The sequence below is a fragment of the Caballeronia sp. NK8 genome (assembly GCF_018408855.1).
Taxonomy (GTDB): Bacteria; Pseudomonadota; Gammaproteobacteria; order Burkholderiales; family Burkholderiaceae; genus Caballeronia.
This window is the reverse complement of record NZ_AP024322.1, coordinates 2,977,833-2,989,600: the sequence shown is the minus strand read 5'-3', so window position 1 is coordinate 2,989,600 and position 11,768 is coordinate 2,977,833. Positions and strand designations below refer to the sequence as shown.

The following is an 11,768-nucleotide window of genomic DNA, read 5'->3' as shown; positions in this document are numbered from 1 at the left end:
TCCTTTTCAAGGCGCGATTCATCGTTTCGAATGGAAGGGGCGCAACGCGCGCGTATCAGGCGCTGGTTTTCATGGCCTGCGCGCCCTGGAGAACCGCTTTGACGATGTTGTGATAGCCCGTACAGCGGCACAGGTTGCCGTCGAGCTGCTCGCGCACTTCTTCTTCGGAGAGATTGGGCGATTGCGCCGCCAGCGCGCTCGCGCTCATCACCATGCCCGGCGTGCAGAATCCGCACTGAAGGCCGTGACATTCCTTGAACGCCGCCTGCATCGGATGAAGCTGGCCGTCTTTCGCCATGCCTTCGATGGTCGTCACTTCCATGCCGTCTGCCTGCGCGGCGAGGATGTTGCAAGACTTGATCGCGCGGCCATCGAGATGAACCGTGCACGCGCCGCACTGCGCAGTGTCGCAGCCGATATGCGTGCCGGTGAGTCTGAGTTGTTCGCGGAGAAACTGGACGAGCAGAAGATGCGGTTCGACGGTGGCGGTCACAGGTTTCCCGTTGACCGTCAGGCTGATGCTGAGCGCCATTTCACTGTCTCCTTGGTGAGGACGGTCCAGCTTCACGCCGTTGCACCTGCCTTACTGCCGCCGTGAGCGTTCAGCTGGGTTTGGTGTTATCTGTTTGTAGCAGCGAGTAAAACATAATTCCGCGCACGTCGCCATCCGCGCGAACGCCCGTCCCAAATTTGCGCGCGTTGGGTCTTTAAACGCAAAAGCGCCGCCTCTCGGGCGGCGCTTTTTACTCGCGATGACGACGCTCAGTGCGTCACGGTTTCTCGTTGCTTCGCGCTGGCCGCAGGCGCTTCGAGCGGCGCGCGCCCGAGCACCGCGTAGCGGCGCGAATACAGGAAGTAGATCGCGAGGCCGATCACGAGCCACACCCCGAACGCGATCCACGTCATCGCCTGAAGATTGATCATCAGGAACAGGCACGACGCCACCGCAAGAACCGGCACGACGGGCACGCCCGGGCAACGGAACGCGCGCGGCAGATCGGGATGCGTGCGGCGCAGGATCAGCACGGCGATCGACACCATCGAGAACGCGGCCAGCGTGCCGATGTTGATCAGTTCCGCGAGCACGTTGAGCGGCACGAGCGCGCCGATCAGGCCGAAGAAAATGCCGACGAGCCAGGTCGTCAGGAACGGCGTCGCGAAACGCGGATGCACGCTCGAAAGGCGCTTGGGCAGCAGACCGTCACGCGACATCGCGTAGATGATGCGCGTCTGGCCGTAGCTCATCACCAGAATCACGGTGAGCATGCCGAGCACTGCGCCGAGGTCGATGAAGCCCGCGACCCAGTTCTGTCCCGCCACCTGCAGCGCGAACGACACCGGATGCGGATTGTTCGCGAACTGCGCCGCCGGCACGATGCCCGTCACGACCGCCGCGACCGCGACGTACAGCACCGCGCACACCGCGAGCGACGAGATGATGCCGATCGGCAGATCGCGCTTCGGATTCTTCACCTCCTCTGCCGCCGAGGACACTGAATCGAAGCCGATGAACGCGAAGAACATCACCGCCGCGGCGCCGAACACGCCGGACCAGCCGTTCGGCATGAACGGATGCCAGTTCGCCGGCTTGACATGGAACACGCCGACCGCGATCACGAGCAGCACGACGGTCACCTTGATCGCGACCATGAGGTTGTTCACGCGCGTCGATTCCTTCACGCCGACCGACAGCAGCGACGTGATCGCCATCATCACGAGAAACGCGGGCAGGTTGAAGAAGGTGACGTGGCCCGGCAGCGCGCCGGGCGCGGCGGTGAGCGCCATCGGCAGGGAAACGCCGAAGCCCGACAGCAGCGATTGCAGATAGCCCGACCAGCCGACCGACACCGCGGAAGTCGCGAGCCCGTATTCGAGCATCAGGTCCCAGCCGATGATCCACGCGGCGAGTTCGCCGAGTGTGGCGTACGAATAGGTGTAGATGGAACCGGCAACAGGAATGGTCGACGAGAATTCGGCGTAGGCGAGGGCGGCGAAACAGCACGCGATCGCCGCGACGAGGAACGAGATCATCAGCGCCGGACCGGCCTGCACGGCGCCGGTGCCGGTCAGCACGAAAATCCCCGTGCCGATGATGGCCCCGATGCCGAGAAAGGTCAGATCGAGGGCGCCGAGCGTCTTCTTGAGCGACGTGCTGTGCGCGCCGGCCAGCATGTGCTCGATATTTTTCTTGCGGAACAACGACATTGCGGTGAGTCTCCTTCTGGCGCGTGCGGGCGCCCCTGATGCGGGAAAACCCGACATTTTATCGGAGACTCGATGATTGCCCATTGACCGGGCACGTGACGCATTCTTGCGGCGAATTGTTACGATCCACTCTTTTTTATCCTGAACAGGATAAAAATTACCCCGCGATCGCCGGATTCATGTCGACCAGGCGATTGCTCACCACGTAGAACGTAAGCTCGGCGTTGTTGGCGAGCTTCATTTTCTCCAGCAACCGCGCGCGATAAACGCTCACGGTTTTAACTGAAAGAGATAAAGCATTTGCGATGTCTGTCAGCCGCTTGCCCGATGCCAGCATGCACAGCGTCTGATACTCGCGGTCAGAAAGGTTTTCGTGCGGCATCCGGTCCGAGTCGAGCGACACGTAAGTCGCGAGCGCCTCGGCCATTTCCGGACTGACGTACTTGCGCCCCGCCGCGACCTGCTGAATCGCGCCGATCATCAGCGCCGGGTCCGCCGTCTTCGACAGATAGCCCGACGCGCCCGCCTTCAAGGCCCGCACCGCGTATTGGTCCTCGCGATACATCGAGAACATCAGCACCGGAAGCCGCGGCGTTTCGCGTTTCAGACGCTTCAGCAGGTCGATTCCATTGACATCGGGCAGAGAGATGTCGAGCAGCGCGACGTCGAGCGGACGGCGCGCGGCGAGCGCGAGCGCCTGCATGCCCGTTTCGGCTTCCGACACCTCCGACGCCACGCCGCGCTCGACGAGCAATTGCGCGACACCGCGGCGCACGATGGCGTGATCGTCGGCGAGCAGGATCCTGAGCATCGCGTGCCGCCTCAGGCGCTCAGCGCAAACAGGCCGGGACGCGCCGCGGTCCACGGCAGACGGGCGCGCACGCAGGTTCCCGCCGGCTTCGTCGCCGCGACGCGCAAGCTGCCGCCGAGCGCCTCGCAGCGCGCGCGCATGCCGGACAGACCGAAGCGCCCGCTCTTGCGCCGCGCGGCCGCGCTGATGCCGACGCCATCGTCGACGATGCTCAGCACCACGCCTTGCGCGTCGAGCGCGATGCTCACGTGGGCGCGCGCGGCGTGCGCGTGACGCGCGACATTGCCGAGCGCTTCCTGCATGAGTCGAAAGAGCGCGAGCGACATATCGTGCGACATGCGGTCGAGCCGCGCATCGCCGGGGCAGGAAAAGTCGACGGCGATCGCCGTGCGCGCCCCGAAGCTCGCGACCCAGCCGGCGAGCGTGGCGGCGAAGTTCGCATCGAGCTTCGGCGTCTGCAATCCTTCGACGATGCGATGACTCGCCTCGCAGACTTCGGCGAGCGCCGCGCGCGCCTGATACAGCGCATCGCCGAGCGTGGCGGGCGCATCGGCAGGCAGCCAGTGGCCGGCGCGCGCGAGCGCGAGGTTGGCGACGGTGAGCGCCGCGCCGGTTTCGTCGTGAAAGTCCTGCGCGAGCGCCTGGCGCGCGCGCTCTTCCGTTGCGGCGAGCAGCGCGGCGAGTTCCTGGACGCGGGCGTTGAGGCGCTGAATCTGTCGATCGCCCTTGAGCTTGGCGTCGATCAGCGCGGAATAGGGTGAGGCAAATGGCGCGCCGGCACATTCCAGCGCCGGTGCGGAGACCCCGCGCAGCGGGGCGCGGCGAATCGGGCTCTCATCGAGCGTGATCGTGGCCGACGAATTCATTCACTGTCCTCGCTATGAGCGCAACTGGAGCTACGTCCTCGGCCAGCACACGAGCGGCGTAACTGAATTTACACTCTGTAACATCGGTGACGGACTGCGCAACGAAGCGCGTCGTCTCGGCGTAAACGGATCATATCTCAAAAATATTATAAATCTATGTCCGACAAGGCTCCGACGGACGAACTTCATGTCATTTGCCAAGTTTGGCGCACACAATGCGTAGGAAAAACACCTACTGACGACGCCTGATTTGTAACAGCGATGCTTTTCGCTTCCTTTTCAGCGGGCGAAAAAAAACCGGAGCGCGCGGCTCCGGTTTTCGCGGGCGGGACGTCGTACCGGCTCAGCCGACGAACGCCTTCTCCACGACATAGTGGCCCGGATGGTTGTTGCTGCCTTCCTGGAAGCCCATCGAATCGAGCAATTCGCGGGTGTCGCGCAGCATGTGCGGGCTGCCGCAAAGCATCACGCGGTCGTTTTCGACCGAGAACGGCTCGACCGAAAGATCCGCGAACAGCTTCTTCGTCTCGATCAGATCGGTGATGCGGCCGCGATTCGCGAATTCCTCGCGCGTGACCGTCGGGTAGTAGACGAGCTTCTCGGCGACGATTTCGCCGATATGCTCATGCGCCGGCAAGTGCTCGGTGATGAAATCCTTGTACGCGAGTTCGTCGACGAAACGGCAGGTATGCGTCAGCACGATCTTCTCGTAGCGGTCGTAGACGTCCGGGTCCTTGATGATCGACATGAACGGCGCGAGGCCCGTGCCGGTCGAGAGGAGCCACAGCGTCTTGCCGGGCAGCAGGTTGTCGGCGACGAGCGTGCCCGTCGGCTTCTTGCCGATCAGCACGGAATCGCCCACTTTCAAATGTTGCAGGCGCGAGGTGAGCGGGCCGTCGGGAACCTTGATGCTCAAAAATTCGAGGTGCTCTTCATAGTTCGCGCTCGCGAGGCTGTAGGCGCGCAGCAGCGGCTTGCCATCGACTTCGAGGCCTACCATCGTGAACTGACCGTTCTCGAAGCGGAACGAGCTGTCTCGGGTGCAGGTGAAACTGAAAAGCGTGTCGGTCCAGTGGTGGACGCTCAGAACGGTTTGAGAATTAAGGTTGCTCATGGCTTCTTGAACTGTGCTCTAACTGTGCGATAGCGGGTGACGCTCCGACGCTCGCGGCTGATCTGCGGCCGATGCCTCGCCGGGCCGGCGTCGAAAACAAGGCGCGCTACGAGGGCGCTGCGCTGCCTGAAAAGGACGATCGAACGGTGACGGCCGCGGCTTGAACTTCAGGCCGATTCAAAACCGGCCCGGAGCCGCGATTCGAAGACAGCGATTCACGCTGCGCCTTGCGTGAACATCGCGCAAAAACCAGACAGCCCGGCGCAATCGGCTATTTTAACCCGATAGTCGTTTCGCGGTCCGAACGTCGATACGGCGGCAAAGGCGCGCACGCGCGCCTCGTGGGCGAACGTGCGTGCTGAAGACATGCGCTTTCGGCGGGCTGCGCGGGCCGGCGGCCCGAATCGGCGGCGACCTCGATCGCTGCCGAAAAGCTGCCGAGCCCGCATGATAGCAATGGTTCCCGCGCGTATCTCGAAATACCCTTCTGGCGAAAGGTGCGACGCGTCAGATGCGCTGATCCGTCGACGGCTTTTCCCACAGGTTGACGCCGCCGTCCTGCGCGTGCTGATCGATTTCCGCGAGCTCTTCCTTGGTGAAATCGAGGTTCTTCAGCGCGCCGACGTTCTCCGCGACCTGTTCCGCGCGGCTCGCGCCGATCAGCACCGACGTCACCCGCTCACCACGCAGCGCCCATGCGAGCGCCATCTGTGCGAGGCTCTGGCCGCGTTTCTGGGCGAGTTCGTTGAGCTTGCGCACATGCGCGAGGTTCGCGTCGCTCAGATGCTCCTGCTTGAGCGACCCGCCGCCCGGCTTGTTGACGCGCGCATCCTGCGGCACGCCGTTCAGATATTTGCTCGTCAGAAGGCCTTGCGCGAGCGGCGTAAACGCGATGCTGCCCGCGCCGACCTCGTCGAGCGTGTCGAGCAGGTCCTCCTCGATCCAGCGATTCAGCATGTTGTACGAAGGCTGATGGATCAGGAGCGGCACCTTGTGTTCGGCGAGCAGCTTCGCCATTTCGCGCGTCTTGGCCGCCGAATACGACGAAATGCCCACGTAGAGCGCCTTGCCCGAGTGCACGGCGGTCGCGAGCGCGCCGGCGGTTTCTTCCAGCGGCGTATCGGCGTCGAAGCGATGCGAGTAGAAGATATCGACGTAATCGAGGCCCATGCGCTTCAGGCTCTGGTCGAGACTCGCGAGCACGTACTTGCGCGAGCCGCCGCCCTGGCCGTACGGACCGGGCCACATGTCCCAGCCGGCTTTCGACGAGATCAGCAGTTCGTCGCGATAAGGTCGGAAATCATCCTTGAAGATGCGGCCGAAATTGGTCTCCGCGCTGCCGTACGGCGGACCGTAGTTGTTCGCGAGATCGAAATGGGTGACGCCGAGATCGAACGCGGTGCGCAGGATGTCGCGTTGCGTGGAGATCGGCGTGTCATCGCCGAAGTTATGCCACAAACCCAGCGACAGCGCGGGCAGCTTCAACCCGCTCCTGCCGCAGGTGCGGTATTGCATCTGCGTATATCGCTCGGACGCTGCTTGATAGGTCATGACGGATTTCCTCTGCGGATTGCGAATTGAACGGACTTGCGAAAGACGCCGGACGGTGCGACGCGGCGGGCGCGCGGCGCTCAGCCAAGGGCGTCAATGGTAAGCCAATCGGAGCGCGGCGCGCACGGCACGCGCCGCCGTCCCGCTATTCGGCACCGGCCGAATGGCCGCCACGGGAACGTTCGCGCCCGAACCCGGACCAATGCAGATTCCGTTTCGAGGAGCTTGACCCATGGATTCGATCGACAGACTGCGGCCCGCCTACGATTCCTTCACCGCGATCGCCGTGACCTACGGCATCGACATCGTGTTGGCGATTTTGATTCTCGCGGTGGGCTGGTGGATTTCCAACACCGTCGCGAACGCGCTGCGCCGCACGCTCGGGCGCACCAACGTGGACGCCACCCTCACGCCGGTGCTCGCCAGCCTGGCGATGTGGGCGATCCGCGTGATCGCCATCGTCGCGGCGCTCGGCAAGTTCGGCATCGCCGCGGCCAGCATTCTGACCGTGCTCGGCGCCGCCGGCCTGGCCATCGGTCTCGCGCTGCAGGGCACGCTGCAGAATATCGCGGCCGGCCTGATGCTGTTGCTGCTGCGGCCGTTTCGCGTCGGCGACTATATCGAGGGTGTCGGTACGACGGCGGGTACCGTCAACGAGATCGGGCTCTTCACGACGCGTCTCACGAAAGCCGACGGCATCGTCATGTTCGTGCCGAACAGCCTGATCTGGGCGAACGCCATCACCAACTACAGCGCGAACGATCGCCGGCGCGTCGTCATCAATTTTCAGGCGCAGCATGGGCTGCGGGTCGAACAGGTGCTAGGCGAGTTGCGCCGGCTGATGAGCGAAGATCAGCGCATCGTGCAGGACGGGCCTTCCGCGCCGTGGGTCGCGGTCACCGATTACACCGATACCGGCGTCAAGTACAACCTCGGCGCGTGGACGACCCGCAGCGATCACCAATACGTGATGGCCGATCTGCTGCGCAAGATTCAGCCGTACACGCGCGAACAGGCGGTGGCCGCGTGACTGGACGCGTTCGCGTGGAGCGAATAAGCTGACGCGCCCTGACAGACGAGAAACACGATATGACCCGAGCGATTTCCGTTGCGCTGCTTGTCGGCGGCGTCGTGCTGCTGTATTTCGGCGGCACGTCATTCCATTCGCTCTCCAACGACGTCGCGCGCTTCTTCACGGGCTCGCCCACGAACAAGACCATCTGGCTGATCGCGGGCGGCATCGTCGCATCGCTCGCCGGGCTGATCGGCCTCACGATGCCGTCGAAGCGCTGACCGTCAGACGTCAGACCAGCGGCACTTCCGGCTTCGACGCCGAGCGCGTGCCGGGCAGCGCCGCGTTGCTCGCGCCGCGATACGTGAACACGAGCGAGAACTTCACCTGATCGGAGAGGTTCTTGCCGGCCGAATGCAGCGTGTTGCAATGGAAGAACACGACATCGCCCGGTTCGAGTTCGGGCGATACCGCCGTGCGGATCAGCGCCGCGTTTTCGGGCAGATCGGAGCGGAAGAATTTGGCGTCGTCGAAACGCTCGGACGTGAACGGCAGCTTGTGCGATGTCGGCACGAACCAGAGCGCGCCGTTATCGACCGTTTCGTGGCCGAGCGCGACCCACGCGGATACGAGATCGTCGCGCTCGAACGCCCAGTAGCGCACATCTCGATGCCAGCCCGTCAGGCTTCCGTACGCCGGGTGCTTCGTCATCATGCAGTTGTGATGCGCGCGCGAAAGGTACGGCGCCTCGCCGAAATACAGCTCCATCCAGCCGCGCACTTCGGGCGACGTCGCGAACTCCGCGAAGAGCGGATGGCGCGCGTAGGCGTCGAGCAGGCGGCGCACGGTGTGCCCGCCGGGCGCGTCTTTCGAATCAGGCGCGCCCGGATATTTCAGATCGGCTTCGAATTCCACGGGCGCGGCGGCCTGCGCGAGCTGCTGACGCGCGACCTCGCGCATCGCGTCACGCCGCTCCTGCGAGACCAGCCCTTTCACGATCACGTAGCCCTTTTCGCGCAGCTCGTGAACCTGTTCTTTTTTCGATTTCAACGCGTTTTGTTCAGACATTTCAGTTCTTGGTCCTGCCGCTTTCGAATGAACCATGCCGGCGACGCTATATCCGGAATCGGGGCGAATACAGCGATTGTAAATCCGGCGTCGCGCAAAGGCCCGCGCCACAACGTATTGCTGGTTATTTATCAGCAGGCGCTTCATAAATCGGCAGGGAAAACGCGGACTTACCCGGGTAATAAAGGTCTTGTACATTGGCCGCATCAATTCGGTGCAACTTGGCGAACGCCTTTGAATCGAATCCTTGAACGCTATTTTTGAGACGACTATCGTCGAGTTTGCTTCCACGCATCCGACCTCCCCCGACATGAACCACCGTATTGCTATCGGCCTTTCGCGTGTTGCCTCGCGCGCCGCGCGTCCTGCCCGCCGCGGCATGATCCGCGCGCTGCGTCATCACTCCACCCGCAGCCAGTTGCTCGCCGAGCAACTGAAGAATGTGCATCCGGTCGACGGCATCCGGTCATGGTTCCGTGGTTTCTTCTTCAATCTGCGTGTGCGTGCGGCGTCGCGTCGCGTGTCGCTGCGCGCCTTGTTGCGCCGTCCGGTGCAGTTGCGCGCGCCGTCGCCGAAACCGAAGGCCGCCGCGCAAACGAGCCGCCGTCCGCGCAGACTGTCCACGAGCAGCGCGGGCTGGTACGCGTTCGCCGCGCGTTGAGCGCGCTTCATCGGCGTTGCGTATCGTCCGCCGCCGGATAGTCCGTATAGCCCGCCTCGCCGCCGCCTTGAAGCGTCGACGGATCGGCTTCGGCAAGCGCAAGATTCGCCTGCATGCGCTCCACCAGATCAGGATTCGCGACGAACGCGCGGCCGAACGCCACGGCATCGGCATCACCGTGCTCGATGAGCGCATTCGCATCCCCGGGCCCGCAATCGGCCGTCGCGATGATCGCGCCGTCGTAGGAATCGCGCAGAGTGTTGTCAGCATCGGCGAGTTGCACATACGCAATGCCGATGCGCTTCAGTTCCCCCTCCAGATGCGATAGCGACGCCAGCGCTTCGGCATCCTCGATACCGGCGCCGGTGAATCCCGGCGAAAGCCGGATGCCGACGCGATGCGCGCCGACCACGCCCGCCACCACGTTCAATACATCGACGACGATCCGCACCCGGTTTTCGACGCTGCCGCCGTAGTCATCGGTGCGCCGGTTCGTGCCGGTCGCGATGAACTGATGCAGCAGGCAACCGTTCGCGGCGTCGATCTCGATCAGGTCGAAGCCGGCACGATCGGCGCGGTGCGCAGCGTCGACATACTGCAGCACGACGCCCGCGATCTCATCGGTGTCGAGCGGGCGCGGATCGTCGGCGTCGATGAAGCCTGTCGTACCGTCCTCATGCTGAACCAACACCGTCGCACCGCACGCACGAATCGCGGACGGCGCGACGGGCGGCGCCCCCGCCTCCTGCAAGCGCCGATGCGACACGCGCCCCGCATGCGACAACAACGCCGCGATGCGTCCGTGCCGCGCATGCACCGCGCCGACGACGCCCTTCCAGCCCGCTTCCTGCGCCACAGTGTAAATGCCCGGCGTGGCCCAGCCGCCCTGGCCTTGCCGTGAAATCTGCGTGGGCTCGGTGACGATCAGCCCGGCGCTCGCGCGCTGCGCGTAATAGTGGGCGTTCATTTCGGATGGAACGTCGCCGGGCTGCGACGCGCGATGACGCGCGAGCGGCGCCATCACGATGCGATTCGGCAGTTCGAGCTTGCCGATGGTGACGGGTGAAAAAAGCGTGTCGTGCGGCATGGCGACTCCGCGAATGTCTGGTCTTGCCGTTCAGACATTCCGCAAGAAACGCGCCGCGCAGACGCGAAAAAGCCGGCAAGCGCAATGCTTGCCGGCTTCTGTCCTGCCCGTTCAGACGATGGCGTTACGCCACGCTTGCGACCGGTTCCGTGCCAGCCGCTTCGGCCAGCGCGAGCGCCTTGTCGGCGATTTCCCACGTGAATTCCGGCTCTTCGCGGCCGAAGTGGCCGTATGCCGCCGTCTTTTCGTAGATCGGGCGCAGCAGGTCGAGCATCTGGATGATGCCCTTCGGACGCAGGTCGAAGTGCTCCTGCACGAGCTTCGTGATCTCCGCATCCGACACGCGACCCGTGCCGAACGTGTTGACCATGACCGAAGTCGGGCGTGCGACGCCGATCGCGTACGAAACCTGAATCAGCGCGCGCGATGCCAGACCCGCCGCGACGATATTCTTCGCGACATAACGGCCCGCGTAGGCGGCCGAACGGTCCACCTTCGACGGGTCCTTGCCCGAGAACGCGCCGCCGCCGTGCGGAGCCGCGCCGCCGTAGGTATCGACGATGATCTTGCGGCCCGTCAGACCGCAATCGCCCTGCGGACCGCCGATGACGAAACGGCCCGTCGGGTTCACCAGGAACTTGATGTCGCCCTTGATGAGTTCCTTCGGCAGCGTCGGCTTGATGACTTCCTCGATCACCGCTTCGCGCAGTTGCGGCAGATCGATGTCCGGCGAATGCTGCGTGGAGAGCACGACGGTGTCGATGGAATGCGCGCGGCCATCGACATAACGCACGGTGACCTGCGACTTCGCATCCGGACGCAGCCACGGCAGACGGCCGTCGCGGCGCAGGTTCGCCTGACGCTCGACGAGACGGTGCGACAGGTGAATCGGCAGCGGCATGAGTTCGGGCGTTTCGTCGCACGCGTAACCGAACATCAGGCCCTGGTCGCCGGCACCTTGATCGAGGTTGTCGTCATGCGCCTTGTTCACGCCTTGCGCGATATCCGGCGATTGCTTGTCGTACGCGACGAGCACCGCGCAGCCGCGATAATCGATGCCGAAATCCGTGTTGTCGTAGCCGATGCGCTTGATGGTGTCGCGCGCGACCTGGATGTAATCGACGTTGGCGGTGGTCGTGATTTCGCCCGCGAGGACGACGAGACCGGTGTTGCAGAGCGTTTCCGCCGCGACGCGCGAATATTTGTCCTGCGACAGGATGGCGTCGAGGATGGCGTCGGAGATTTGATCGGCGACCTTGTCGGGGTGACCTTCGGAAACGGATTCGGAAGTAAAGAGATAGTCGTTCGACACGCTTCAGACTCCATTTGAGTACGGTTGATATTCACGTAGCCGTCTTCGTTTGGAGTCTGAAGCGGCGACGCTTTAGCGGAT

At 63.7% G+C, this 11,768-nt stretch carries 12 protein-coding genes; 3 read left to right on the top strand and 9 right to left on the bottom strand.

What is annotated here, in order from left to right:
* Positions 1 to 55 precede the first annotated feature (55 nt).
* The 6 genes from NK8_RS14285 to mgrA form a co-directional block, all read right to left on the bottom strand.
* The gene (locus NK8_RS14285; RefSeq protein WP_213226715.1) at positions 56 to 532 is read right to left on the bottom strand and encodes a (2Fe-2S)-binding protein; all 477 of its coding nucleotides are present in this window, start codon (positions 530 to 532) and stop codon (positions 56 to 58) included.
* A gap of 230 nt (positions 533 to 762) precedes the next feature.
* Positions 763 to 2,205, bottom strand: a complete 1,443-nt coding sequence (locus NK8_RS14280) for an amino acid permease (protein WP_213226714.1) — start codon at positions 2,203 to 2,205, stop codon at positions 763 to 765.
* Positions 2,206 to 2,362: 157 nt separating this feature from the next.
* A complete protein-coding gene (gene rqpR, locus NK8_RS14275; RefSeq protein WP_213226713.1) occupies positions 2,363 to 3,016 on the bottom strand; it encodes a response regulator transcription factor RqpR in 654 nt (217 codons plus the stop codon).
* Between the two features lie 11 nt (positions 3,017 to 3,027).
* Entirely contained in the window at positions 3,028 to 3,882 is an 855-nt protein-coding gene (locus tag NK8_RS14270; RefSeq protein WP_213226712.1) for a sensor histidine kinase, read from the bottom strand.
* Positions 3,883 to 4,225: 343 nt separating this feature from the next.
* Positions 4,226 to 4,996, bottom strand: coding sequence for a ferredoxin--NADP reductase (locus NK8_RS14265; RefSeq protein WP_162066685.1), 771 nt, complete (start codon positions 4,994 to 4,996; stop codon positions 4,226 to 4,228).
* A 507-nt stretch (positions 4,997 to 5,503) separates the two neighbouring features.
* Complete coding sequence (gene mgrA, locus NK8_RS14260; protein WP_213226711.1) at positions 5,504 to 6,547, bottom strand: L-glyceraldehyde 3-phosphate reductase; 1,044 nt, start codon at positions 6,545 to 6,547, stop codon at positions 5,504 to 5,506.
* A gap of 232 nt (positions 6,548 to 6,779) precedes the next feature.
* Between mgrA and NK8_RS14255 the strand changes: the two genes are divergently transcribed.
* The gene (locus NK8_RS14255) at positions 6,780 to 7,577 is read left to right on the top strand and encodes a mechanosensitive ion channel family protein (protein ID WP_213226710.1); all 798 of its coding nucleotides are present in this window, start codon (positions 6,780 to 6,782) and stop codon (positions 7,575 to 7,577) included.
* Positions 7,578 to 7,636: 59 nt separating this feature from the next.
* Positions 7,637 to 7,840, top strand: a complete 204-nt coding sequence (locus NK8_RS14250; RefSeq protein ID WP_213226709.1) for a DUF3185 family protein — start codon at positions 7,637 to 7,639, stop codon at positions 7,838 to 7,840.
* A 10-nt stretch (positions 7,841 to 7,850) separates the two neighbouring features.
* Here NK8_RS14250 and NK8_RS14245 read toward each other — a convergent pair whose 3' ends face one another.
* On the bottom strand, positions 7,851 to 8,627 hold the full coding sequence (locus NK8_RS14245; RefSeq protein ID WP_213226708.1) for a phytanoyl-CoA dioxygenase family protein: 777 nt from the start codon (positions 8,625 to 8,627) through the stop codon (positions 7,851 to 7,853).
* A 310-nt stretch (positions 8,628 to 8,937) separates the two neighbouring features.
* Here NK8_RS14245 and NK8_RS14240 point away from each other — a divergent pair, with 310 nt between their 5' ends.
* A complete protein-coding gene (locus tag NK8_RS14240) occupies positions 8,938 to 9,288 on the top strand; it encodes a hypothetical protein (protein WP_174258016.1) in 351 nt (116 codons plus the stop codon).
* 7 nt (positions 9,289 to 9,295) lie between these two features.
* Here NK8_RS14240 and NK8_RS14235 read toward each other — a convergent pair whose 3' ends face one another.
* Together NK8_RS14235 and metK are read right to left on the bottom strand one after the other, a co-directional pair.
* On the bottom strand, positions 9,296 to 10,375 hold the full coding sequence (locus NK8_RS14235) for an alkene reductase (protein ID WP_213226707.1): 1,080 nt from the start codon (positions 10,373 to 10,375) through the stop codon (positions 9,296 to 9,298).
* Between the two features lie 124 nt (positions 10,376 to 10,499).
* Positions 10,500 to 11,687: a methionine adenosyltransferase gene (gene metK / locus NK8_RS14230; RefSeq protein WP_061174126.1), complete on the bottom strand. Its 1,188-nt coding sequence runs from the start codon at positions 11,685 to 11,687 to the stop codon at positions 10,500 to 10,502.
* Positions 11,688 to 11,768: the final 81 nt, after the last annotated feature.

Bases quoted from the DNA above. Each gene is read 5' to 3' on its own strand.
- NK8_RS14285 (WP_213226715.1), bottom strand. From the start codon at position 532: ATGGCGCTCAGCATCAGCCTGACGGTCAACGGGAAACCTGTGACCGCC.
- NK8_RS14280 (WP_213226714.1), bottom strand. From the start codon at position 2,205: ATGTCGTTGTTCCGCAAGAAAAATATCGAGCACATGCTGGCCGGCGCG.
- rqpR (WP_213226713.1), bottom strand. From the start codon at position 3,016: ATGCTCAGGATCCTGCTCGCCGACGATCACGCCATCGTGCGCCGCGGT.
- NK8_RS14270 (WP_213226712.1), bottom strand. From the start codon at position 3,882: ATGAATTCGTCGGCCACGATCACGCTCGATGAGAGCCCGATTCGCCGC.
- NK8_RS14265 (WP_162066685.1), bottom strand. From the start codon at position 4,996: ATGAGCAACCTTAATTCTCAAACCGTTCTGAGCGTCCACCACTGGACC.
- mgrA (WP_213226711.1), bottom strand. From the start codon at position 6,547: ATGACCTATCAAGCAGCGTCCGAGCGATATACGCAGATGCAATACCGC.
- NK8_RS14255 (WP_213226710.1), top strand. From the start codon at position 6,780: ATGGATTCGATCGACAGACTGCGGCCCGCCTACGATTCCTTCACCGCG.
- NK8_RS14250 (WP_213226709.1), top strand. From the start codon at position 7,637: ATGACCCGAGCGATTTCCGTTGCGCTGCTTGTCGGCGGCGTCGTGCTG.
- NK8_RS14245 (WP_213226708.1), bottom strand. From the start codon at position 8,627: ATGTCTGAACAAAACGCGTTGAAATCGAAAAAAGAACAGGTTCACGAG.
- NK8_RS14240 (WP_174258016.1), top strand. From the start codon at position 8,938: ATGAACCACCGTATTGCTATCGGCCTTTCGCGTGTTGCCTCGCGCGCC.
- NK8_RS14235 (WP_213226707.1), bottom strand. From the start codon at position 10,375: ATGCCGCACGACACGCTTTTTTCACCCGTCACCATCGGCAAGCTCGAA.